A 22,701-nucleotide genomic window follows, 5' to 3' on the forward strand; every position below is an offset into this window, starting at 1 on the left:
AGCCAGCGCCTGCGGCTGAGGGCGCGCCGATGTCGAAAGAGACGAAGACAAGGGAGCGCAGCGACCGCGGGCTGAGGAACGTCGACACCGGCACAGAGCGCCCTCAGCCGCAGGCGCGAAAAGAAAGGGAGCGGGACCGGCCCTGGCTCATGCGCACGTATGCCGGCCACTCCACCGCCGAGGCGTCCAACGAGCTGTACCGGCGCAACCTCGCCAAGGGCCAGACGGGTCTGTCGGTCGCCTTCGACCTGCCGACCCAGACCGGTTACGACCCCGACCACATCCTCGCCCGCGGCGAGGTCGGCCGGGTCGGGGTCCCGGTGTCCCACCTCGGTGACATGCGCCGCCTCTTCCAGGACATCCCCCTGGAGCAGATGAACACCTCGATGACGATCAACGCCACCGCCATGTGGCTGCTGGCGCTCTACCAGGTCGTCGCCGAGGAGCAGGGCGCCGAGATCACCAAGCTGTCGGGCACGACGCAGAACGACATCGTGAAGGAGTACCTGTCGCGGGGCACCCATGTGTTCCCGCCGGGTCCCTCGCTCCGGCTCACGACGGACATGATCACGTACACGGTGAACCACATCCCCAAGTGGAACCCGATCAACATCTGCAGCTACCACCTCCAGGAGGCGGGGGCCACCCCGGTCCAGGAGATCGCGTACGCGATGTCGACCGCAATCGCCGTGCTCGACGCAGTGTTCGCCTCGGGCCAGGTCGCCGAGGACCGCAGGGGCGATGTCGTCGCCCGGATCTCCTTCTTCGTGAACGCGGGCGTCCGGTTCATCGAGGAGATGTGCAAGATGCGGGCGTTCGGCCGGATCTGGGACCGCATCACCCGCGAGCGGTACGGCATCGAGAACCCCAAGCAGCGGCGCTTCCGGTACGGCGTGCAGGTCAACTCCCTGGGCCTGACCGAGGCGCAGCCGGAGAACAACGTCCAGCGGATCGTGCTGGAGATGCTGGCCGTGACGCTGTCGAAGGACGCACGCGCGCGTGCCGTGCAGCTCCCGGCCTGGAACGAGGCCCTGGGGCTGCCGCGCCCCTGGGACCAGCAGTGGAGCCTGCGCATCCAGCAGGTGCTCGCGCACGAGAGCGATCTGCTGGAGTACGAGGACATCTTCGCCGGGTCGCACGTGATCGAGGCGAAGGTGGCGGAGCTCGTCGAGGAGTCCTTCGCCGAGATCGACCGCATCCAGGAGATGGGCGGCGCGATGGCCGCCGTGGAGTCGGGCTACCTGAAGTCGCAGCTCGTCTCCTCGCACGCCGAGCGCCGGGCGCGGATCGAGGGCGGCACCGAGAAGATCGTCGGCGTCAACATCTTCGAGTCGACCGAGCCGAACCCGCTGACGGCCGACCTGGACGCGGCGATCCACACGGTCGACCCGGCGGTCGAGGCCCGGGTGACGGCGGCGCTCGCCGACTGGCGCGACACGCGCTACCAGCCGCCGTTCAACCACCCGCGCCCCTGCAAGGCCCTTGAGCGGCTGAAGGAGGCGGCCAGGGGCACGGAGAACCTGATGGAGGCCACCTTGGAGTGCGCCCGCGCCGGGGTCACGACCGGCGAGTGGGCCGGCGCCCTGCGTGAGGTGTTCGGCGAGTACCGCGCCCCCACCGGCGTCTCGTCCGCCCCGGTCGCGGTCACCGCCGAGGAGGGCACCGCGCTCGCCGAGGTGCGCCGGCAGGTCGACGCCACCGCGCGGGACCTGGGCGTCGGCAAGCTCCGCTTCCTGGTCGGCAAGCCGGGGCTGGACGGGCACTCCAACGGCGCGGAGCAGATCGCCGTGCGGGCCCGTGACGCCGGGTTCGAGGTGGTCTACCAGGGCATCCGGCTGACGCCCGAGCAGATCGTGGACGCGGCGCTCGCCGAGGACGTGCACGCGGTCGGCCTGTCCATCCTGTCCGGCTCCCACGCGCAGCTCGTGCCGGACGTCCTGGAGCGGCTGCGTGAGGCCGGCGCGGCCGACATCCCGGTGATCGCGGGCGGCATCATCCCGAACGCGGACGCCGAGCGGCTGCGGGCGGCGGGCGTCGCCGCGGTCTTCACCCCGAAGGACTTCGACATCACCGGAATCATCGGCCGTATCGTCGACGAGATCCGGAAAGCGAACAAGCTCGACCCCCTGGAGGTTCCCGCATGACCAGCCCTGCACCGCAGGTCAACCGCCTTCGCCCGCGCCGCTCGTGCCTGGCCGTCCCGGGCTCGAACCCCCGCTTCCTGGAGAAGGCCCAGGGCCTGCCCGCCGACCAGGTCTTCCTGGACCTGGAGGACGCGTGCGCACCGCTGGCCAAGCCCGAGGCGCGGCACACCATCGTCAAGTTCCTCAACGAGGGCGACTGGACGGGCAAGACACGCGTCGTGCGGGTCAATGACTGGACGACCGAGTGGACGTACCGCGATGTCGTCACGGTCGTCGAGGGCGCGGGCCCGAACCTTGACTGCATCATGCTGCCGAAGGTCCAGGACGCCCAGCAGGTCGTCGCCCTGGACCTGCTGCTCACCCAGATCGAGAAGACGATGGGCTTCGAGGTCGGAAAGATCGGTATTGAGGCCCAGATCGAGAACGCGCAGGGACTCAACAACGTCAATGAGATCGCTCAAGCCAGTCCACGTATCGAGACGATCATCTTCGGTCCTGCCGACTTCATGGCGTCGATCAACATGAAGTCACTGGTCGTCGGCGAGCAGCCGCCCGGCTACCCGGCGGACGCCTACCACTACATCCTGATGAAGATCCTGATGGCCGCCCGCGCCAACAACCTCCAGGCGATCGACGGCCCCTACCTCCAGATCCGCAACGTGGACGGCTACCGCGAGGTCGCGCAGCGCGCCGCCGCCCTCGGCTTCGACGGCAAGTGGGTGCTGCACCCGGGCCAGGTCGAGGCGTCCAACGAGATCTTCTCGCCCTCGCAGGAGGACTACGACCACGCCGAGCTGATCCTGGACGCGTACGAGTACTACACGTCGGAGGCGGGCGGCAAGAAGGGCTCCGCGATGCTCGGCGACGAGATGATCGACGAGGCCAGCCGGAAGATGGCGCTGGTCGTCTCGGGCAAGGGCCGGGCCGCCGGTATGAAGCGCACCAGCACGTTCGAAGCCCCGGAGGCGTGAGGCCCATGCAGTTCGGACGCACGTATGAGGAGTTCGAGGTCGGCGCGGTCTACAAGCACTGGCCCGGAAAGACGGTCACGGAGTACGACGACCACCTCTTCTGTCTCCTCACCATGAACCACCACCCGCTGCACATGGACGCCAACTACGCCGAGTCCACGACGGACTTCGGCAAGAACGTGGTGGTCGGCAACTACATCTACTCCCTGCTGCTGGGCATGTCGGTCCCCGATGTCTCCGGCAAGGCGATCGCCAACCTGGAGATCGAGTCGCTCAAGCACGTGGCGCCGACCTTCCACGGCGACACGGTCTACGGCGAGACCACGGTGCTCGGCAAGACGCCCTCGAAGTCCAGGCCGGACCGCGGGATCGTCCATGTGGAGACGAAGGGCTACAAGCAGGACGGCACGCTGGTCTGCGTGTTCCGCCGCAAGGTGATGGTGCCCACCGAGACGTACATCAAGGAGCGCGGCGGAGAGCAGCCCGGCCGGCCCGAGCTGAAGGAACAGGAGAAGTAGCCATGGCGCGACTCGCCCGGACCGCCGGTCTCACCGACATCCAGCAGGAGATCCTCTCCACCGTCCGAGGCTTCGTGGACAAGGAGATCATCCCGGTCGCCACCGAGCTGGAGCACCGCGACGAGTATCCGCAGGAGATCGTCGACGGCCTCAAGGAGCTGGGCCTCTTCGGCCTGATGATCCCCGAGGAGTACGGGGGCCTGGGTGAGTCGCTGCTCACCTACGCGCTGTGCGTGGAGGAGATCGCCCGCGGCTGGATGTCGGTGTCCGGCATCATCAACACGCACTTCATCGTGGCGTACATGCTCAAGCAGCACGGCACGCAGGAGCAGAAGGACCACTTCCTGCCGCGGATGGCGCTGGGCGAGGTGCGTGGCGCGTTCTCGATGTCGGAGCCCGCGCTCGGCTCGGACGTGTCGGCGATCACCTCGAAGGCGGTGAAGGACGGCGAGGGGTACGTCCTGAACGGCCAGAAGATGTGGCTGACGAACGGCGGCTCGTCGACGCTCGTGGCCGTTCTGGTGCGAAGTGACGAAGGACACCCCGAAGGAACCGCTCCCCACAAGTCGATGACGACCTTCCTGGTGGAGAAGGAGCCCGGTTTCGGCGAGGTCCGCCCCGGTCTCACCATCCCCGGGAAGATCGACAAGATGGGCTACAAGGGCGTCGACACCACCGAGTTGATCATGGACGGACTACGCATTCCGGCCAATCGGATCCTCGGCGGCACCACCGGCCGAGGGTTTTACCAAATGATGGACGGAGTCGAGGTCGGGCGCGTGAATGTGGCCGCGCGTGGCTGCGGCGTCGCGCAACGTGCCTTTGAGCTGGGCGTCTCCTACGCCCAGCAGCGGCATACGTTCGGCAAGCCCATCGCCCAGCACCAGGCCATCCAGTTCAAGCTGGCCGAAATGGCCACCAAGGTCGAGGCCGCCCATGCGATGATGGTGAACGCTGCACGCAAAAAGGACTCGGGTGAACGAAACGACCTCGAAGCAGGGATGGCCAAGTACCTCGCCTCCGAATACTGCAAGGAAGTCGTGGAGGACGCCTTCCGTATCCACGGCGGTTACGGCTTCTCCAAGGAGTACGAGATCGAGCGCCTGTACCGCGAGGCGCCGATGCTGCTGATCGGTGAAGGCACCGCCGAAATCCAGAAAATGATCATCGGGCGAAGGCTGCTCGAGGAGTATCGACTCCAGGGCTAGATGTCCTGATTCGGGGTGTTTTCTTCGAGAAGAAGATCACACCCCGACGGCACTCTTCAGCCGCCGACTCGGCTTCCTGGCTTGCCCAGTTGTGGCCCGCGACCGGTACGATCCCGGGAAAGCCGCCGTCCCCCGTCACAGCGCGGCATCATCCGCTACGAAGGTCATCCATGCCCCACAGCCAAACCTCTGCACCTCGCGACAGCCTGGTCGGCGTACGCCTTGCACGCGGAGCATCGCCGTGGCTTCTCCCGACCGTCGCCACCGCAGCACTCAGCCTGGCCCGCGCCCGCCGCTCCACGGCGGCCAAGGCCGTGGCCGTACCCGCCACCGCGCTCGCGGCGGGAATGCTGTGGTTCTTCCGCGACCCCGAGCGCGAGATCGCTTCCGGCCGGGTCATCTCGCCCGCCGACGGTGTGGTGCAGAGCATCATGCCGTGGAAGGACGGGCGCACCCGCGTCGCGATCTTCATGAGCCCGCTGAATGTTCACGTCAACCGCGCGCCGCTGGCCGGCACGGTGACGTCGGTCGAGCACATCCCCGGTGGGTTCGTCCCGGCGTTCAACAAGGAGAGCGAGAACAACGAGCGCGTCGTCTGGCACTTCGACACCGAACTCGGTGACATCGAGATGATCCAGATCGCCGGCGCCGTCGCCCGTCGCATCGTTCCCTACATTCCGCAGGGCACCAAGGTCGAGCAGGGCGACCGGATCGGTCTCATCCGCTTCGGCTCGCGCGTCGACATCTACCTCCCCGAGGGCGTCGAGGTCGACGTGGAGGTCGGTCAGAAGACCGTGGCTGGGGTGACTCGCATTGACCGTGATTGATCCCGAGACCCAGGCCGGCTGGGTGCCCGAGGCCGACGAGGTCGACGACGAGGAGGAGATGCCGCTCTCACTCCGCCTCTCGATAGCGGACACCCTCACTCTCGGCAACGCCACGTGCGGCTTCATGGCCGTGTACTTCACCACCACCGGCATCCTGATCCCGCACCTCCAGGGCAGCCAGGAGACGGGCATGGGGCGGCACAGCGCCGCGACGGCCGTCATCCTCATGCTGTGCGCGGCGGTCTTCGACCTCTTCGACGGTCTGGTCGCCCGCAAGCTGCGGTCCTCGCCGATGGGCGCGGAGCTGGACAACCTCTCCGACCTCATCAGCTTCGGCCTGGCGCCCGCGTACTTCGTCCTCGTCTACGGCATGGTCGCCGACGACGCCCACCAGCGGGTGGCCGCCGTGGGGGCCATCGTGGTCCTGCTGGCGGTCGTGCTGAGACTGGCGCGGTTCTCCTGCGTCACGGTCAAGGACGGCACCTTCCAGGGCATGCCCTCGCCGTTCGGCGCGCTGACGGTCGTCTCGATCGTCCTGCTCGAGCTGCCGTTCCCCGCCACGCTCATGGCGATCGTCGGCACCGCCTGGCTGATGGTGAGCCGGGTCGAGTACCCCAAGCCCCGGGGCCGCCTCGCGGTCGCGATGCTCTCCTGGATCGTGCTCAGCATGGGTCTGCTCGCGGGCTGGGCCTTCGACGCCCCCAGCGGTCAGCTCCTCCTCCAGACGGGCTGCGCGCTCCAGCTCGTCATGGGCGCCGTGATCCCGCTCTTCGCCACGGCGCGACGGGTGAACAACTTCCGGGACAACCGGCGCGAGGCACGCGCGGCACAGCTGCCGTAACGCCCGCGTACATGGCGAAGGGCCCCGAACCTCACGGTTCGGGGCCCTTCGCCATGTACGGGCCCGCTACGCGCCCGGGGTGTAGCTCCGCGCGTCGGAGGAGGCATGCGGCTCACGGACGACCTTCATGCCGCCCACGGCGTCCTTGTCCGGCTGGAGGATGGCGCTCTCCTTGGACGAGGCGGCCTTCGGGTCGCTGAAGTCCATGGCGACGCCGAAGCCGTCGTCGAAGCCGCTGATCGTCAGCAGCGCCTTGTCGACGCCCTCGCGGGTGAGGTCCTTGGTGTCGCACGCCTTCTTCAGTACCTCGCCGAAGACGGTGATCGCGGCCCAGCCCGCCACCACGCCGTTGTCGAGCGAGTCCTTGGGATAGGCCTTGCGGTAGTCGGCGACGAGGTTCTTCGCCTCCGGGGTGTCGGCGCCGATGGGCAGCGAGGGGTTGGCCACGTAGTAGTTCTTCAGCAGGGCGGGGCCCGCCTGGGTGGCGAGGAGCTGCGGTGCGAAGGCCGAGTTGTTGCCGATGACCGGTACGTCGAACCCACCGGCCGCCGCGACGCCGACGAGCGAGGCCGCCTGGCGCGGGCCCGCGCTGATCACGATCGCCTTGACGCCCGCCTGCTTCAGGGCGGCCACCTGGGCGGTCATGTCGTTGTCGGTCGGCTTGATCTTCTGCTCGACGACGGTGAGCCCGTTCTTCTTCGCCATGTACTTCGACCCTGCGAGGGCGCTCTCGCCGTAGTCGCCCTCGAAGTACACGTGCCCGAGTTTGTCGCCCTTCTTCAGCCCCTTCTCCTGCATCAGGAAGTCGATCGCATTGATCGTCTCAATGTCGTAGGTGGATCCGATCGTCCTGATGTACGGACTGCCGAGCAGTTCGGAGGACCAGGCCTGCGGCAGGACGAGCCCCTTGTCCTGGCCGTCGACGCGCTGCTTCACGGCGGCCACGAAGGGCGAGCCGATGAACTGCGCGAAGCCGAGGACCTTCGGCTCCAGCTCGGTGTACCCGGCGACGGCCTTCTGCGGGTCGTAGCCGTGGTCGCGGATGCTCAGCTCCAGCTTGTAGCCGCAGATGCCGCCCTTGGCGTTGACCTGCTTCACATAGAGCTGCTGGGCCTGGGTGACGGACTTGCCGAGCGTGGCGTAGACGCCGGTCATGTCGGTCAGCACACCGAGCGTGATCGTCTTGCCGGAGATCCCGTCGGCGGTCTTCACCCCGCCCGCCGCCTTCTCGCCGCCGTCGTCCCCGGCCTTGGAACTGCATCCGGCCAGCAACAGCGAGGCGGCCAGCGCCCCCGCGGCCACTCTCGCCGCACAGGTCCTTGTCATCGTTCCTCCCCTTGATCATTTTCCTTGCCGTGACGCCGGGCGGCCACCCTGACCAGGCCGCCCGGAAGGAAGAGCACCACCGCCACGACGGCGGCGCCGTACAGGTACCGGGACGCCTCGCCCGGGGCGATGCCGCCGGTGCCGGGCGCCGAGACCAGGGGCAGCGCGTCGCTGTAGCGGGTCAGCAGCTGCGGCAGCAGGGACACGAAGACGGCGCCCACCACCGCCCCGGCGACCGAGCCCAGACCCCCGATGACGATCATGGCGAGGTATTCGAGCGACAGCGTGATCCCGAAGTAGTCCGGGACGGTCCGCTGGAAGACCAGCGCGAGCAGCACCCCCGCCAGGCCCGCGTACATCGAGGACAGTACGAAGACGGCGGCGCGGTAGCGGGCCACCGGCACGCCGAGCACCCCGGCCGCGATCCGGTGGTCGCGGATGGCGTTCATCGCCCGCCCCGGCCGCCCGCGCAGCACTCCGCGCGCGAAGAGACCGCACCCCAGCAACAGCGCCAGCCCCACGTACCAGAGCTTCTCCGCGGAGCCGAACGGCACCGAGGCCACCACCAGCTCGCTGTCGTCGAAGGTGAGCCCGAAGAGGCTGAGCGGCGGCACGTCGCGCCCGTTGAAGCCGCCGGTCAGGTCACGTGCGTTGAACAGCACGTGCTGGCCGATGAAGATCAGCGCGAGGGTGGCGATGCCGAGGTAGGCACCGCGCAGCCGCCCCGCGATGGGACTGAACACGCCTCCCGCGAGGCCCGCGACGGCCACCGCGAGCACGGCCGCGAGCCAGGTCGGCAGCCCGAGACCGGAGAGCCCGTCTCCCCCGTCACCGGCGAAGACGCAGTAGCCGTAAGCGCCGACCGCCAGGAAGAAGGCGTGTCCCATGGAGAGCTGCCCGGTCGCCCCGGTCAGCAGATTGAGCCCGATAGCTCCCACCGCGGCGGCCATCGCGAACAACCCGGCCTGAAGCCAGAAGCGATCGAGATAGAAGGGCAGAGCGAGCAGCAGCACCGCACCCGCGCCCCAGACCCACACACGGGCACGGACGAACCCGGCGGGCCGACGACGCACCCGCCGAACCACCGCCCCCGTCCCGTCCTTCGCCAGAACATCAGACACGGGCCAGCTCCTTGGTGCCGAACAGACCGGCGGGCCGTACGAGCAGGATCGCCACCATGACCAGGTAGGGCGCGAGATCGCCGAGCCCGCGGCCGAGGAAGGTGAGGTCGCTCTGGTAGCCGGTGGCGAGGGACTCGGTGACGCCGACGAGGAGCCCGCCGACCAGGGCGCCCGTGGTCGAGTCGAGACCGCCGAGGATGGCGGCCGGGAACGCCTTCAGCGCGGCGAGCGACGTGGCCCGTTCGAGCCCTGGCGTCGGGAACACCGTGAGGAAGAGCGCGGCGACGGCGGCGAGCGAGCCGGCCACCGCCCAGGCACCGAGCGAGACCCGCCCGAGCCGTACGCCCATCAGGGCCGCGGTCTCCGGCTTCTCGGCGGCGGCCCGCATGGCCACCCCCCAGGAGGTGTAGCGGAAGACCAGCAGGAAGCCCGTGATGAGCAGGGCCGCGGCGACGAACGCCGCGATCCGCGTATGGGCCAGCGTCACGGGCCCCACCGTGAGGACGTCGTCGCCCCACGGGTCACCGAGCGCCAGCACATCGGTACCGATCCGCCGGGTCAGCTCGGTCGTGAGCAGGATGTCGACGCCGATGGTGACGATCGCCAGGACGCTCTGGTCGGACCCGCGGTAGCGCCGCATCACCAGGAACTCCACGGCGGCGCCCACCAGCGCGGCACCCGCGATCCCGACGAGCAGCGCGGGCCAGAAGCCGAGATCGTCGTGCAGGGACGCGGTGATGTAGCCGCCGGCAAGGAGGAGCGAGGCATGGGCGAAGTTGACGACCTCGGTGGCCCGGAAGATGACCACGAACCCGAGGGCGATGAGCGCGTAGACGGACCCCATGGAGATCCCGTTGAGAAAAAGCTCGGCGAACGTACTCATGCCCGCTCCCCCTCTCCCCCGACGCGCTCACCCTCGGCGGCCTCACCGAGATAGGCACGGACGACCGCCGGATCGTTCTGTACGTCGCCGGGCGCCCCGTCGGCGATCCGGCGTCCGAAGTCGAGTACGGTCACCGCGTCCGCGAGCCGCATCACCACCCCCATGTCGTGTTCCACCAGCACGATCGAGATGCCGAGGCTGTCGCGGACCCCCGCGACCACCGCGGCCGTACGGCGCCGTTCGTCGGCGGTCATGCCCGCGACGGGTTCGTCCAGGAGCAGCAGCCGGGGCTCCATGCACAGGGCGCGGGCGAGCTCGGCGAGCTTCTGCTGCCCGTAGGACAGCGCCCCCGCCGGACGGTCGAGCTGGTCCGCGATGCCGACGAAGGCGGCGATCTCCCGGACCCGTTCGCGGTGCCGCCGCTCCTCGCGCGCCGCGGAGGGCAGCCGCAGCCCGGCGGCGAGGAAGCCGCTGCGGGTCAGCCGGTGCCGCCCCAGCAGCAGACTGTCCTCGACGGTCGCAAGCGGCGGCAGGGCGAGATTCTGAAAAATCCGGGCCACGCCCAGCCCGGCAATGCGATGCGGAGGCAGCCCGGTCAATTCCTCGTCCCCGAACCGCACACTGCCGGACGCCGGCCGGTAGACCCCGGAGAGCACGTTGAAGCAGGTGGACTTGCCGGCGCCGTTGGGCCCGATGAGGGCGTGCACGGTACCGGGACGGACGGTGAAGCTCACCGAGTCGAGAGCGGTCAGCCCGGCGAACCGGACGCTCACGTCCCGCACTTCGAGGACGGGGGTCTCCATGACCGTACTCACCCCTCCCACCGGGACAGCGCCGGCACGTCGCGCACCCGCGAGACATCGGCGGCGGCGTCCTCGTCGACCACGCCGAGGTAGCGGCGGCGCACCTCGTCGGAGGCGGCGAGCTCGGCGGCGGGCCCCGACAGGGCCACCTCGCCGACTTCGAGGACGTACGCGCGCGTGGCGAGCCGCAGGGCGAGGGCCGCGTTCTGCTCCACGAGCAGCACCGACACCCCCTGCCGGTTGATCTCCCCCACCGTCTCGGCGATCCGCTGTGCCATCAGCGGCGCGAGACCCAGGGAGGGCTCGTCGAGCAGCAGCACCCGCGGAGCGGCCATCAGCGCCCGCCCGACCGCGAGCATCTGCTGCTCACCGCCGGACAACAGCCCCGCACGCTGCTGGGCCCGGTCCGCGAGCACCGGGAACAGCTCGTGCACCCGGCGCAGCGCACGCCCCCGCTCGGCATGACCGCCGCGCGCGCCGAGCCCGCCGGCCCGCAGATTGTCGGCGACGGTCATCCGCCCGAACACCTGCCGCCCTTCGGGCACTTGGGACACCCCGGCCGCGACCACCCGGTCCGCCGGCAACCGATGCAGCTCCCGCCCGTTCAGCGCGACCGTGCCGCCCGTCACCGCTCCCCCGTGGAAGGACAGCGTCCGGCACACGGCACGCAACAGCGTCGACTTGCCCGCTCCGTTGCCGCCGAGCACCGTGACCACTTCTCCCTCGGGCACCTCCAGCGACACCCGACGCAGCGCGCGCACGGGCCCGTATCCGACCGACAGGTCCCGTACGAGCAGCCCGGAACCGCTCATGGCACCTCCACCTCCCTGTCCTCGCCCGGCGCTCACCTCAGCACCGGCGAAGGCGCCCGTCCACGGCAGGCGGGCGAAACGCGGCGGGTGCCCAGAGGACACGGCCGGCCGTTGTGCGCGCGCACAACACCGCGTGTCAGGGCCCTGTGCGGGACGGCGAGCCGGTGACATCCTCCGGTCCATGACAGGCCGCCGACCGCGAACCGGTCACGACTGGAAGCTCCTGGCGCAGTCCTGCACGGCTCTGCTCGACCGACTGCCGGAACTCGTCGACGAACACTTGCGACAGCTCGCCGAGCACTCCCCCGTCTACGGACAGGTGCTGCCGTACGACCAGCACTGGCAGGAGGCGGAGCGTGCGCTGCGCATCGGCATCGAGACCATCTCCGCGCCGCGGGCCTCACCACGCCGCGACCTGGAACACGCCGAGCAGGCAGGCAGGCGCCGCGCCCATCAGGGACTCCCGCTGGACCTGCTCGTGCACGCGTACCGCACCGCGGGCTACCTGGTCTGGGACGCGCTCATGGAGGGTGCCGCCCGGGAGCCGGAACGGCTGGCGGTACTCATGCGGTCGGCGACGATGGTGTGGTCCGCGGTGGACGCCCAGGCGGCGACGGCCTCCGAGGCGTACCGCGCCACCGAGGCGGACCTGCGACGCCGTACCGACGAACAACTCCAGGCCCTGCTCGACGCGCTGCTCGACGGACAGCAGGCACCGGCCCTCGCGGCACGGGCCGCCGCCGGACTCGACCTGCCGGAGCACGGCCCGTACGCGGTGGTGGTGCTGCGCCCGGAACGGCACGACGCCCGGCCCGCGCTCGGCGCCGGCCTGCGGCTCATCTGGCGGATGCGGGCGGACCACGAGATCGGCGTCGTGGCCCTGGCTCCCGAACAGGACCTGGACACCATCACGGCGCTGCTCGACGCACGGTTCCAGGGCCCGGGCGGCATCAGCCCGGTCGTACCCGGACTGGCCCACCTGGGACAGGCCAGACGCCTGGCGGAACTGGCCCTGCGCACCTGCCCGCCGAACGCCACCCGGGTCGTACGGCTCGATCAGCACATGCCGACCGCGCTGGTGGTGAGCCAGCCGGAACTGGCGGACCGGCTGGTCAAGGACGTACTGGGCGCGCTGCTCGACCTGGAGCCGGGTGACCGCTCGGTGCTCCTGGAGACCCTGGACGTGTGGCTGGCCTGCGAGGGTTCGGCGGGCCGGGCCGCGGGACGCCTCTACTGCCACCGCAACACGGTCTTCAACCGCCTACGACGCCTGGAACAACTGACGTCCCGCTCCCTGACCCGCCCGAGAGACCTGATCGAAATGACCCTGGCCCTGGACGCGTACCGCCTGTCGGCAACAAGCCGCTGACCCCCAGGAAGCGACCGTCACCACCGAACACCCCGCAGCCGCGCACGCAAGAGACGAGGACCGGACACCCCACAACCCGCGGCCGCCGACGCTCGGGAGGGGCCGTGCCGGTACATCAAATGCCCGTCGATGGCGTGGTCGTAGGGGAACGGGCACAGGTCAACCCCCTGGGCGACCACGACAGCGGCGGGCGGATGTACCGGCGCGGCCCCGACCCACCCCCGCGCTCAGGCGGAAAAGCCGCGGAGAAGATCGCGCCCGACGCCCTCCGCCACCCGCTCCAGAACGTCCCCGGCATCGGCGATGCACCGGGCGACATCGGGCTCGACGGAGGTGAGCGGATAGGCCCGGCGGATCCCGGCCCGCTCCAGGGCCTCCGGGGACAGGGCGAGCCGCCCACAGACCGCGACGACGTCCACGCCCGCCGCACGGGCGGCGGCGGCGACACCGGCGGGAGCCTTCCCGTGCAGGGTCTGCTCGTCGAGCGACCCCTCCCCGGTGATGACGAGCGTGGCCCCCTCCAGGGCGGGCCCAAAACCGAGAACGTCGAGCATGACCTCGATACCGGGCCGGAACCGCGCGCCGAGGACCAGCGCCCCGTACCCGATACCGCCGGCCGCACCCGCCCCGGGCGCCTGCGCGTACTCGCCGGCCCGCGGACCGAGGGCGTTCTCCAGCACCCCGGCGAAATGAGTGAGACAGGCGTCGAGGATCTCCACGTCGTCCGGGCCGGCCCCCTTCTGCGGTCCGTAGACAGCAGCCGCCCCCTTGGGCCCGGTGAGCGGATTGTCCACGTCGCTGGCGAGCACGAAGTCGACCCCGGCGAGCCGGCGGTCGAGACCCGACAGATCGGCGGTCACGACATCGCCGAGGGAGCCACCGCCCGGAGGCACCGGCTCACCGTCCGCGTCCAGGAACCGCGCCCCGAGCGCGGACAGCATCCCCGCGCCGCCGTCCGTGGTCGCGCTGCCGCCCACCCCGAAGACGATGGTCCGGGCTCCCGCGTCGAGGGCGGCGCGCAGCAGCTCGCCGGACCCGTACGTGGACGCGGTGAGCGGGGCGAAGACGCCCGCGGGCAGCCGCTGGAGCCCGCTGGCCTCCGCCATCTCCACGACCGCCGTGTCACCGCGCAGCGCGAACGCCGCGGTGACCTCGTGCCCGAGCGGCCCCGCGGCCGGTACCTCCCGGCGCTCGAACCCGGCCGCGACCGCCGCGTCCACGGTGCCGTCACCGCCGTCGGCGACGGGCAGCGCCTCGACGCGCACGTGCGGAACCGCGCGGCGCAGCCCGGCGGTCACCCGCTCGGCGACCTGCACGGCCGTCAGCGACCCCTTGAACTTGTCCGCGGCAACAAGCACCCGCACGGCACCGCCCGCACCGACCACGCCACCCGCACTGCCCACACCGACCGCACTGCCCACACTGCCCGCACCGACCGCACTGCCCACACTGCCCGCACTGCCCGCACTGCGCACACTGCCCGCACCGACCGCACCGACCGCACCGACCGCGCTGCCCGCACCGACCGCACTACCCACACCGTCAGCACCACCCGCACCGGCCGTCCCACCCGTGCCACTCACATCGCCAACTGAAGCGTCCGCCACCTGGCGTTCCCCTTGCTCTCCGGGCCTTGCACACGTCAAGGCAGTCGCGCCGCTGCGACCCTAACCGCAGAAGGGGTACGCCGTCATGCCCCGTCCCGCACAGCGGAACCACCGCCCATTACCCTCCCTGAATGACCAACTCCAGCCCCGCGTCGGGCCCCACCCCCGCCCCCACCCCCGCCCCCGCTCCCGTCCCCGCCCCTGTCCCCGTCCAGGACTACGCCACATACATCGCGGGCCTGCCGCGCGTCATCGCCGGAGCCGCCGCGCTCTTCCGTGACGCCGAGGGGCGGGTGCTGCTGGTGGAGCCGAACTACCGGGAGGGCTGGGCGCTGCCGGGCGGCACGGTCGAGTCGGACGACGGCGAGAGCCCGCGGCAGGGGGCGCGCCGCGAGACGGCGGAGGAGATCGGCCTCGACGTGACCCTCGGCCGGCTCCTCGCGGTGGACTGGGTGCCGGGCACGTCCCGCCCGCCGCTGGTGGCGTACCTGTACGACGGCGGAGTCCTCGGCGAGGACGACTTCGCGGCCATCCGCCTCCAGGAGGAGGAACTGCTGTCCTGGCGCCTGGTGCCGCGCGAGGAACTGGCCGCCCACATGCCGGGCTCCCTGGGCCGCCGCGTACTGGCCGCGCTGGACGTCCTCGAGACGGACGCGCACACGGCAGAGCTGGAGGACGGGCGCCGGGTGGGTTGAGGCTTCGACGCATCTCCGCCTTGCGCCCCCTGTCACTGCCCCCCTGACACCCCCTGTCAGCGCCCCCTGGTCAGCGCCCCCGGTCAGCGCCTGGATGAGTGAGTCGAGGGCGTCGACGACGGCCTGCCGGTCCCGGGGCTCCAGACGGGACAGGAGACCCGCTTCGAGGGAGAGGTGCCGCGTCGTCGACCTCACGGTGGGCGGCGGCCTGGTGACCACCTGGGCCTGCCGTTCGTCACCATGTTCGGCATCGGCCTGACGATCACGTCGACGTACACCCTGGGGCAGGCCGTCGGGAGGCACGCCGCGGGCGGTGCCTCCGCGGTGCTCGGCGGCGGGCAGTTCCTGCTCGGCGCGCTCGTCTCGCCCCTGGTCGGCGCCTTCGGCGAGAGCAGCCCGGCACCCATGGCCGTCATCATGGTCGTCGGATTCGGGGGCGCCGCGGCGATGCTGCTGCTCCTGGCCCGCCCGTGGCAGCTCCGGGGAGAACACCGCGCGGCGTCCTGAGCGACCGCCCCGCGCCTCCTCTCCTCGGCGTTGTCCACCGGTCCCGGCGATAACCGCTGGTCCCGGGCGAACCGCCGCCCTACCCTCGACCGCATGAGCAAGCCACTGGTCGCCGTCCTCAGCGGCGCGGGCATCTCCACGGACTCCGGCATCCCCGACTACCGCGGCCCGAACGGGCTGTGGCGGCGGGATCCGGAGGCCGAGAAGCTCGTGACGTACGAGTACTACATGGGCGACCCGGAGATCCGGCGGCGGTCCTGGCTGATGCGGCGGGAGAACCGGACGCTCGGGGCCGAGCCGAACGCCGCGCACCGGGCGGTCGCCGAGCTGGAGCGGTCCGGCACGGCCGTCCGCGTCATCACGCAGAACGTGGACGGGCTGCACCAGCTCGCCGGGATGCCCGGCCGCAAGGTGCTCGAACTGCACGGCAGCGCCCGTGCGGTGGTGTGCACGAAGTGCCGTGCGCGCGGCTCGATGGAGGACGCGCTCGCCCGGGTGGAGGCCGGCGAGGACGACCCCGGGTGTCTGGAGTGCGGCGGGATCCTGAAGTCGGCGACGGTGATGTTCGGCGAGCGTCTCGACCCGGTGGTGCTCGGCGAGGCGGTCGCCATCACCAAGGCCAGCACCGTGTTCATCGCGGTCGGCAGCAGCCTCCAGGTGCAGCCGGCGGCCGGTCTGGCGGGCCTCGCCGCCGACCACGGCGCCCGCCTGGTGATCGTCAACGCCGAACCGACCCCGTACGACGACCGCGCCGACGACGTCGTCCGCGAACCGATCGGCACCGCCCTGCCGGAACTGCTGCGCCGGCTGGCCGCCGAAAGCCGCGACTGAACCGCCCCGACCACCGCCTCTCGGCCGGTCCACACGCCCGGCCGCCCCGTCGGCGGCCATACTTGCCCCAGGACACGCGCCGAACGCCGCACCGGTGCCGACCGGGCCAGAGGCCGCACCAGTGCGGGCCGGTCCGCGCATCGCACCGGTGCCGACCGGTCCCGAAGCAGTTCAGGTGCCGGCCGGTCCGCGAGCCACACGGGTGCAGCCGTCGCCGAGCCGAGTGGGGGAAGCATGTCGGGAGCAGCGCCTCGGCGCCGGTCGCGCGGTCAGCTGATCCGGCAGCGCTCGCGTGCCCCGTTCGTGGGCCGGCGGGCCCAGCTCTCGCTGTTCGCGGAGAACCTGCTGAAGGACCCGGACGGGCCGGAGGATCCCGCCGAGTTCCTCTTCCACGTGCACGGGCTGGGCGGCGTGGGCAAGTCCACCCTGCTGCGGCAGTGGCAGGAGGCGGCCCGGCGGGCGGACGCCGTGACCGCCGTGGTGGACGAGAACGACGTGCACGGCGTCGAGCGGACCCTCGGGGAGCTGGCCCGGCAGCTCGCCGAACAGGCGGGACCGCTCAAGGAGTTCGACCGGGCGGTGGAGCAGTACCGCAGGGAGCGGGAGGCGGCCGCCGATCCCGTGCACGCGGAGGGCGCCGGGGCGGCGGACGACGGCCCGTCGGTGTCCAGCCGGGTGGTCGCGCAGGCCGCGCTGGGCGCCGCGTCGCTGCTCCCGGGCGCCGGGGTGGTCACCGCGATGACGAACCCGGACGCCGCGGCCCAGGGCCTCGACCGGCTGCGGGCGGGCGCGCGGGCCCGGAGCCGCCGGCAGCGGGCGGGTGACGAGGCCGGGGTGAGCCGGGCGTTCGTCGCCGAGCTGGGCCGGCTGTGCGACCGGCACCGGTGGGTGGTGCTGTTCTTCGACACCTGGGAGCTGACCTGCCGCTATCTGGACGGGTGGCTGCGGGATCTGCTGGAGGACTCGTTCGGACCGCTGCCGGTCAACGTGATGGTGGTGCTGGCCGGGCGTGACGAACTCGCGGAACGGGACTGGGCGGCGCTGCGGTCGCAGGTGGCGGACGTACCGCTGGAGGTGTTCACGGAGGCGGAGACCCGGGCGCTGCTGGCGGCGCGGGGGGTGACGGAGCCGGGTGTGGTGGAGGCGGTCCGGCAGTTGTCGATGGGGCTGCCGCTGCTCGTGGAGCTGCTGGCGTTCGCCCGGCCGGGCAGCGCGGAGGACGTCGACGCGGGCGTGGACGCGGTGGACAGGACGGTCAAGCGGTTCTTGCAGTGGATGGCGGATCCGTGGCAGCGCAAGGCCGTGGTGGCGTGCGCGCTGGCCCCGCAGCTGAACGAGGACGTGTTCACCGCGGCGGCGCCGCAGGAGGCCCGGGGGCTGTGGAGCTGGCTGTGCGAGCAGCCGTTCGTCAGCGGCCGTGGCGGGTTCAAGCAGTACCACGCGGTGGTGCGCGCGAGCATGGTCCGGCAGCAGCGCACCCACTCGCCGCAGCGCTGGACCGCGGCGCACCTCCGGCTCGCCGAGACCCATGCCGGCTGGCGCCGCACCGTCGAGCAGGGGCTCGCCGAGGCGAAGAGATGGGGCGACCCCACGTGGCGCAGGCACCGGCTCGACGAGACGTACCACCGGCTCTGCGCGCAGCCCGCCGCCGCGCTGCCGGCCGCGCTGGAGCAGGCGGTGCACGCCGCCGGGCGGGACGTGGCGACCGTACGGCAGTTCATCGACACCTTCGCGCTGGCCGCCCGCGACAGCGCGGACCCCGCGCTCGCCGCCTGGGCCGACCGGCTGCAGAGCGCCGTCGCCGGTGACGAACCCGTGGTCGCCTGTCTCGGCGCGCTGCTGACCCACGGCCGTCCGGCCGGTCCGGTACGGGCCTGGGCGCACGCCTATCGCGGGCGGCACCTGTATCTCGCCGACCGCGACGACGAGGCCATGGCCGACCTGAACCGCGCCGTCGCGCTGGACCCGGGCAACGCCCGCGCATGGGCCTACCGCGGCGACATGCACCGCTTCCTCGGCCACCACGACCGGGCGGTGGACGACCTGACGACCGCGGTCGGCCTGGACCCCGGCGACGCCTGGGCGCTCGCCCGGCGCGGCGAGGCGCTCGTCGAGGCCGGCCGCGACGACGAGGCGATCGCCGACCTCACGGCGGCCCTCGCCATCGAGCCCGACGACGCCCGGGCGCTCGCCGTCCGCGGCGAGGCCCACCGGCTCGCGGACCGGTACGCGCAGGCGGTCGACGACTTCACCAGCGCCCTCGGCCTCGAACCCGACGACGCCTGGACCCTGAGCTCGCGCGGCCAGGCGCACCGGCAGGCGCTCCGGCTGGACGAGGCGATCACCGACTTCACCACCGCGCTCGCCATCGACCCCGGCCTGGACTGGGTGCTGGCCGAACGCGGGATCGCCCACCGGCAGGCGGGCCGCTACGACGAGGCCGTCACCGACCTCACCGCGGCGGTCGACCTCGATCCGGCCTACGCCTGGGCCCTGGCCCAGCGCGGTGAGACCCACCGGCAGGCGGGCCGCTACGACGAGGCCGTCACCGACTTCACCACGGCCCTCGCCATCGACCCCGCCCTGACCTGGGCGCTCGCGAGCCGTGGAGAGGCGCACCGGCAGGCGGGCCGGCTGGACACGGCCGTCGCCGACCTGACCGCCGCACTCGACGCCGATCCGACGTACGCCTGGGCCATGTACCGCCGCGGCGAGGCCCATCGGATGGCGGGCCGCTACGACGAGGCCGTCACCGATCTCACCGCCGCACTCGCCGTCGAACCCGACGACCCGTGGATCCTGGGCGCCCGTGGCCAGGCCCACCGCGCGGCGGACCGCTACGAAGAGGCCGTCGCCGATCTGACCGCCGCACTCGGCATCGACCCCGCGCTGGACTGGGTGCTCGCCCACCGCGGCGCGACCCACCGGCTGGCGGGCCGCCACGACGAGGCGGTCACGGACCTCACCGCGGCGCTCGCCCTCGACCCGGAGTACGCCTGGGCCCTGTCCGAACGGGGCGAGACCCACCGGCTGGCGGGCCGCTACGACGAGGCCGTCACCGACTTCACCGCGGCCCTCGCCATCGATCCCGGCATGGCCTGGACGCTCGCGAGCCGGGGCGAGGCCCACCAGCACGCGGGCCGCCACGACGAGGCCGTCACCGACCTCACCGCGGCCCTCGCCATCGACCCCGCCCTGACCTGGGTCCTCGTCGCCCGCGGGCGGACGCACCGGCAGGCGGGCCGGCTGGACGACGCGCTCGCCGATCTCGACGCGGCGCTCGACCGCGACCCCGATCACACGTGGGTGTACAGGCAGCGCGGGCGCGTCCACTACGACGCGGGCCGCTTCGACGCGGCGGTCGCCGACTACACCACGGCGCTCGGGCACCGCCCCGACGACGCCTGGACCCTGGCCGCGCGCGGCCAGGCCCACCGCGGGGCGGGGCGTCTCGACGCCGCGGTCGGCGACCTCACCGCGGCGCTGGCCGTCGACCCGGCCATGGACTGGGCGCTCATCCACCGTGGTGAGGCGCACCGGCAGGCGGGCCGCTTCGAGGCGGCCGTCGCCGACTTCACCGCCGCGCTCGAACTGGACCCCGGGGACACCTGGGCGCTCGCGCAGCGGGGCGTCGCGCGCCGGGAACTGCGCCAGTATGCGGCGGCCCGTGCGGACCTCACGGCGGCCGTCGCCGCGGAGCCCGACGACCTCGGCTTCCGGTTCGAGTTGACCCTGCTGTCCACGGTGACGTCGGGCTTCGAGGCCTGCGCGGACCGGTGGGCTGAGCTTCTCGCCTCCCCCGTGGACGGCACCGACGACGACGCCACCCGGTTCTTCGCTCTGCTGCGTGTGCTGCTCCTCGAACCGGAAAACGACGTCCCCGCGGCGACCGAGCGGTTCCTCGCGGCGGGCCCGGACCCGGACGCCGTCACGGACCTGCTGCACTACTTGGCCGAACTGGCCGCTCTGACAGGCGAGTTGGCGGATCGCGCCGGGGCCTGCCGCCGGCTCGTGTCGGAGCGCGCCGTGAAGTGAGGCTTTACGGAGGCGGACAGCGCGACCTGCGCGACCGGGCGGCGCGGCGTCAGAAGAGCGCGGTTCCCCGTTCGAAGTCCAGCAGTCGCCGCTTGCGGTCCAGGCCGCCGCCGTAGCCGGTCAGGCCGCCGTCGGCGCCCACGACGCGGTGGCACGGGACGATGATGCCGACCGGGTTCCTGCCGTTGGCCAGGCCCACCGCGCGGGAGGCGCGGGGGTTGCCGAGGGCCACGGCGAGCTCGCCGTACGAGCGGGTCTCGCCGTAGGGGATGGCGCGGAGCCGGTCCCAGACGGTGCGCTGGAAGGGGGTGCCGTCCAGGTGCAGCGGCAGGTCGAACTCCTTCAGGTCGCCCGCGAAGTAGGCCGTGAGCTGGTCCGCCGCCGCCCCGAACGGGCGGTCGTCGCGCGGGCCGAAGCGCTCCTGCGGCGGCCGGTGGCGCTGGTCGGTCATGTAGAGGCCGGACACGACGCCGTCGGTGGCGACGAGGGTGAGCGGCCCGTAGGGACTGTCGAGCACGGTGTGCTGTTTCATGGTCAGGTCCTCGCGTCTCAGCTCTCTGGTCTCTGGTCCCTGGTCCCTGGTCCCTGGTCCCTGGTCCCTGAAGTCACTCATACCGGCAGGAAGTTGATGGGGTGGTCGTCGGTGGCCCACAGGTACTGGACCGCGTAGGCGCGCCAGGGGCGCCAGGCCGCGGCGCGGGCGGTGAGGGCAGCGGGGGTCGAGGGCAGGCCCAGCTCGGCGGCGGCGCGCCGGACACCGAGGTCCGTGGCGAGGAACGCGTCGGGGTCGCCGAGCGCGCGCATCGCGATCACGTCGGCGGTCCAGGGGCCGAAGCCGGGCAGTGCGAGCAGCCGGGCGCGGCTCTCCGCCCAGTCGCTCTCCGCGCCCAGGTGCAGGGTGCCGGCGGCGAGTTCGCGGACGAGGGTGGTCAGCGTCGTACGGCGGGTGCGGGGCATCGCCAGCGCCTCGGGGTCGAGCGCGGCCAGCGCCTCGGGTGCGGGGAAGAGATGGGTGAGGCCGCCCTCGGGGTCGTCGACGGGTTCGCCGTGCGCGGTGACCAGACGGGCCGCGTGGGTGCGGGCGGCGGCCGTGGAGACCTGCTGGCCGAGCACGGCGCGTACGGCGAACTCGGCCTCGTCGACGGTGCGCGGCACCCGGCGGCCGGGCGCCTTGTCCACGAGCGGGGCGAGCAGCGGGTCGGCGCGCAGCTGCCCGTCGATCGCGACGGGGTCGGCGTCGAGGTCGAGCATGCGGCGGCAGCGGGCGATGGCGACGGGGAGGTCACGCAGGTCGCTGAGGGTGAGACGGCAGGCAATGTGGTCGGGCGCGGGGGTCAGGGCGACGACGCCGTGCCCGTACGGCAGGCGCAGTGTGCGCCGGTACGCCCCGTCGCGCCACTCCTCGACGCCGGGCACCGCGGTCGCGGCGAGGTGGCCGAAGAGGTTGTCCGGGTTGAGCGGGGCGCGGAAGGGGAGGCGGAGGGCGAGCGCGCCGGGGGCGGGGGCCGCCCTGCGCGGGACGCGGGTGCGCAGTTCGCTCGGGGACAGGGCGTAGACCTCGCGCACCGTGTCGTTGAAGGTGCGGATCGAGGAGAAGCCGGCGGCGAAGGCGATGTCCGCCATGGGCAGGGTGGTCGTCTCGATGAGCAGCCGGGCGGTCTGCGCGCGCTGGGCGCGGGCGAGGGCGAGGGGGCCCGCGCCGAGCTCCGCCAGCAGTTGCCGCTCGATCTGGCGGGTGCTGTAGCCGAGCCGGGCGGCGAGGCCGGGGACGCCCTCGCGGTCCACGACGCCGTCGCCGATCAGGCGCATGGCGCGGGCCACGAGGTCGGCGCGCTGGTTCCACTCGGGCGAACCGGGGCTGGTGTCCGGGCGGCAGCGCTTGCAGGCCCGGAACCCGGCCTGCTGGCAGGCGGCCGCGCTCGGGTGGAAGACCATGTTCTCGGGCTTCGGCGGCACGACCGGGCAGCTCGGCCGGCAGTAGATACGGGTGGTCAGGACGGCGGTGAAGAACCAGCCGTCGAAGCGCGCGTCCTTGGACTGGACGGCGCGCACGCAGCGCTCGGTGTCGATGTACATCCCGTTCCCCATGCCTCAAGGATCGGACAGCGACGGGGCCGGGGCTCGCGAGAATCCGACATGTACCTCGGGTGGGGCGGGCGCCCCGGGCGCCGGGGGCGGAAGCGGGGACCGGGCAGCCGGGACG

At 72.1% G+C, this 22,701-nt stretch carries 19 protein-coding genes; 11 read left to right on the forward strand and 8 right to left on the reverse strand.

From position 1 onward, the window contains the following. Positions 1–71 precede the first annotated feature (71 nt). From ACFV6E_RS02540 to pssA, 6 genes are all read left to right on the forward strand, one after another. Positions 72–2,144 (forward strand): protein meaA, encoded by a 2,073-nt coding sequence (locus tag ACFV6E_RS02540; RefSeq protein ID WP_385162068.1) that lies wholly within the window; start codon positions 72–74, stop codon positions 2,142–2,144. Continuing rightward, positions 2,141–3,115 carry an HpcH/HpaI aldolase/citrate lyase family protein gene (locus ACFV6E_RS02545; protein ID WP_385458920.1) on the forward strand — a complete coding sequence of 325 codons (975 nt, stop codon included), beginning with the start codon at positions 2,141–2,143 and terminating at the stop codon, positions 3,113–3,115. Before ACFV6E_RS02540 ends, ACFV6E_RS02545 begins: the two co-directional genes overlap by 4 nt. A gap of 5 nt (positions 3,116–3,120) precedes the next feature. After that, positions 3,121–3,633: a MaoC family dehydratase gene (locus ACFV6E_RS02550; protein WP_385162018.1), complete on the forward strand. Its 513-nt coding sequence runs from the start codon at positions 3,121–3,123 to the stop codon at positions 3,631–3,633. A gap of 2 nt (positions 3,634–3,635) precedes the next feature. Next, positions 3,636–4,841 carry an acyl-CoA dehydrogenase family protein gene (locus ACFV6E_RS02555; protein ID WP_385162020.1) on the forward strand — a complete coding sequence of 402 codons (1,206 nt, stop codon included), beginning with the start codon at positions 3,636–3,638 and terminating at the stop codon, positions 4,839–4,841. 170 nt (positions 4,842–5,011) lie between these two features. After that, entirely contained in the window at positions 5,012–5,668 is a 657-nt protein-coding gene (locus ACFV6E_RS02560) for a phosphatidylserine decarboxylase (RefSeq protein ID WP_385162022.1), read from the forward strand. 22 nt (positions 5,669–5,690) lie between these two features. Then, entirely contained in the window at positions 5,691–6,509 is an 819-nt protein-coding gene (gene pssA, locus ACFV6E_RS02565) for a CDP-diacylglycerol--serine O-phosphatidyltransferase (protein ID WP_385162070.1), read from the forward strand. 66 nt (positions 6,510–6,575) lie between these two features. Here pssA and ACFV6E_RS02570 read toward each other — a convergent pair whose 3' ends face one another. The 5 genes from ACFV6E_RS02570 to ACFV6E_RS02590 are packed head-to-tail and all read right to left on the reverse strand — an operon-like array spanning position 6,576 to position 11,454. Continuing rightward, positions 6,576–7,835 (reverse strand): ABC transporter substrate-binding protein, encoded by a 1,260-nt coding sequence (locus ACFV6E_RS02570; RefSeq protein ID WP_385458922.1) that lies wholly within the window; start codon positions 7,833–7,835, stop codon positions 6,576–6,578. Beyond that, the gene (locus tag ACFV6E_RS02575) at positions 7,832–8,908 is read right to left on the reverse strand and encodes a branched-chain amino acid ABC transporter permease (protein WP_385458947.1); all 1,077 of its coding nucleotides are present in this window, start codon (positions 8,906–8,908) and stop codon (positions 7,832–7,834) included. The genes ACFV6E_RS02570 and ACFV6E_RS02575 overlap by 4 nt, the downstream gene beginning before the upstream one ends. A 40-nt stretch (positions 8,909–8,948) precedes the next feature. Then, a complete protein-coding gene (locus tag ACFV6E_RS02580) occupies positions 8,949–9,839 on the reverse strand; it encodes a branched-chain amino acid ABC transporter permease (RefSeq protein ID WP_385162026.1) in 891 nt (296 codons plus the stop codon). Beyond that, the gene (locus ACFV6E_RS02585) at positions 9,836–10,642 is read right to left on the reverse strand and encodes an ABC transporter ATP-binding protein (RefSeq protein WP_385162028.1); all 807 of its coding nucleotides are present in this window, start codon (positions 10,640–10,642) and stop codon (positions 9,836–9,838) included. The genes ACFV6E_RS02580 and ACFV6E_RS02585 overlap by 4 nt, the downstream gene beginning before the upstream one ends. A gap of 8 nt (positions 10,643–10,650) precedes the next feature. Further along, positions 10,651–11,454 carry an ABC transporter ATP-binding protein gene (locus ACFV6E_RS02590; RefSeq protein ID WP_385162030.1) on the reverse strand — a complete coding sequence of 268 codons (804 nt, stop codon included), beginning with the start codon at positions 11,452–11,454 and terminating at the stop codon, positions 10,651–10,653. A 181-nt stretch (positions 11,455–11,635) separates the two neighbouring features. Between ACFV6E_RS02590 and ACFV6E_RS02595 the strand changes: the two genes are divergently transcribed. Beyond that, positions 11,636–12,823: a PucR family transcriptional regulator gene (locus ACFV6E_RS02595; protein ID WP_385162032.1), complete on the forward strand. Its 1,188-nt coding sequence runs from the start codon at positions 11,636–11,638 to the stop codon at positions 12,821–12,823. Positions 12,824–13,050: 227 nt separating this feature from the next. On the opposite strand, the gene ACFV6E_RS02600 is transcribed toward ACFV6E_RS02595, so the two are convergent. Then, complete coding sequence (locus ACFV6E_RS02600; RefSeq protein ID WP_385162074.1) at positions 13,051–14,181, reverse strand: glycerate kinase; 1,131 nt, start codon at positions 14,179–14,181, stop codon at positions 13,051–13,053. Positions 14,182–14,561: 380 nt separating this feature from the next. On the opposite strand from ACFV6E_RS02600, the gene ACFV6E_RS02605 reads away from it, so the two are divergent. The 4 genes from ACFV6E_RS02605 to ACFV6E_RS02620 all read left to right on the forward strand — a co-directional run bounded on the left by ACFV6E_RS02605 (position 14,562) and on the right by ACFV6E_RS02620 (position 20,498). After that, the gene (locus tag ACFV6E_RS02605; RefSeq protein ID WP_385162034.1) at positions 14,562–15,125 is read left to right on the forward strand and encodes an NUDIX domain-containing protein; all 564 of its coding nucleotides are present in this window, start codon (positions 14,562–14,564) and stop codon (positions 15,123–15,125) included. A 240-nt stretch (positions 15,126–15,365) separates the two neighbouring features. Then, positions 15,366–15,632 carry a hypothetical protein gene (locus ACFV6E_RS02610; RefSeq protein WP_385458924.1) on the forward strand — a complete coding sequence of 89 codons (267 nt, stop codon included), beginning with the start codon at positions 15,366–15,368 and terminating at the stop codon, positions 15,630–15,632. 93 nt (positions 15,633–15,725) lie between these two features. Beyond that, complete coding sequence (locus ACFV6E_RS02615) at positions 15,726–16,463, forward strand: NAD-dependent deacetylase (protein WP_385162040.1); 738 nt, start codon at positions 15,726–15,728, stop codon at positions 16,461–16,463. A 234-nt stretch (positions 16,464–16,697) separates the two neighbouring features. Beyond that, complete coding sequence (locus ACFV6E_RS02620; protein ID WP_385458926.1) at positions 16,698–20,498, forward strand: tetratricopeptide repeat protein; 3,801 nt, start codon at positions 16,698–16,700, stop codon at positions 20,496–20,498. Positions 20,499–20,547: 49 nt separating this feature from the next. Here the strand turns inward: ACFV6E_RS02620 and ACFV6E_RS02625 are convergent, their stop codons facing one another. Together ACFV6E_RS02625 and ACFV6E_RS02630 are read right to left on the reverse strand one after the other, a co-directional pair. After that, the gene (locus ACFV6E_RS02625; protein ID WP_385162044.1) at positions 20,548–21,030 is read right to left on the reverse strand and encodes a methylated-DNA--[protein]-cysteine S-methyltransferase; all 483 of its coding nucleotides are present in this window, start codon (positions 21,028–21,030) and stop codon (positions 20,548–20,550) included. A 77-nt stretch (positions 21,031–21,107) separates the two neighbouring features. Further along, complete coding sequence (locus ACFV6E_RS02630) at positions 21,108–22,586, reverse strand: AlkA N-terminal domain-containing protein (RefSeq protein WP_385162046.1); 1,479 nt, start codon at positions 22,584–22,586, stop codon at positions 21,108–21,110. Between the last annotated feature and the right edge of the window lie 115 nt (positions 22,587–22,701).

It is taken from the genome of Streptomyces sp. NPDC059785 (assembly GCF_042732375.1).
Taxonomy (GTDB): domain Bacteria; phylum Actinomycetota; class Actinomycetes; order Streptomycetales; family Streptomycetaceae; genus Streptomyces.

Excerpts from the sequence above, each read along its gene's own strand:
- ACFV6E_RS02545 (WP_385458920.1), top strand. The coding sequence starts at position 2,141 with ATGACCAGCCCTGCACCGCAGGTCAACCGCCTTCGCCCGCGCCGCTCG.
- ACFV6E_RS02550 (WP_385162018.1), top strand. The coding sequence starts at position 3,121 with ATGCAGTTCGGACGCACGTATGAGGAGTTCGAGGTCGGCGCGGTCTAC.
- ACFV6E_RS02555 (WP_385162020.1), top strand. The coding sequence starts at position 3,636 with ATGGCGCGACTCGCCCGGACCGCCGGTCTCACCGACATCCAGCAGGAG.
- ACFV6E_RS02560 (WP_385162022.1), top strand. The coding sequence starts at position 5,012 with ATGCCCCACAGCCAAACCTCTGCACCTCGCGACAGCCTGGTCGGCGTA.
- ACFV6E_RS02570 (WP_385458922.1), bottom strand. The coding sequence starts at position 7,835 with ATGACAAGGACCTGTGCGGCGAGAGTGGCCGCGGGGGCGCTGGCCGCC.
- ACFV6E_RS02580 (WP_385162026.1), bottom strand. The coding sequence starts at position 9,839 with ATGAGTACGTTCGCCGAGCTTTTTCTCAACGGGATCTCCATGGGGTCC.
- ACFV6E_RS02585 (WP_385162028.1), bottom strand. The coding sequence starts at position 10,642 with ATGGAGACCCCCGTCCTCGAAGTGCGGGACGTGAGCGTCCGGTTCGCC.
- ACFV6E_RS02590 (WP_385162030.1), bottom strand. The coding sequence starts at position 11,454 with ATGAGCGGTTCCGGGCTGCTCGTACGGGACCTGTCGGTCGGATACGGG.
- ACFV6E_RS02595 (WP_385162032.1), top strand. The coding sequence starts at position 11,636 with ATGACAGGCCGCCGACCGCGAACCGGTCACGACTGGAAGCTCCTGGCG.
- ACFV6E_RS02605 (WP_385162034.1), top strand. The coding sequence starts at position 14,562 with ATGACCAACTCCAGCCCCGCGTCGGGCCCCACCCCCGCCCCCACCCCC.
- ACFV6E_RS02610 (WP_385458924.1), top strand. The coding sequence starts at position 15,366 with ATGTTCGGCATCGGCCTGACGATCACGTCGACGTACACCCTGGGGCAG.
- ACFV6E_RS02615 (WP_385162040.1), top strand. The coding sequence starts at position 15,726 with ATGAGCAAGCCACTGGTCGCCGTCCTCAGCGGCGCGGGCATCTCCACG.
- ACFV6E_RS02620 (WP_385458926.1), top strand. The coding sequence starts at position 16,698 with ATGTCGGGAGCAGCGCCTCGGCGCCGGTCGCGCGGTCAGCTGATCCGG.
- ACFV6E_RS02625 (WP_385162044.1), bottom strand. The coding sequence starts at position 21,030 with ATGAAACAGCACACCGTGCTCGACAGTCCCTACGGGCCGCTCACCCTC.
- ACFV6E_RS02630 (WP_385162046.1), bottom strand. The coding sequence starts at position 22,586 with ATGGGGAACGGGATGTACATCGACACCGAGCGCTGCGTGCGCGCCGTC.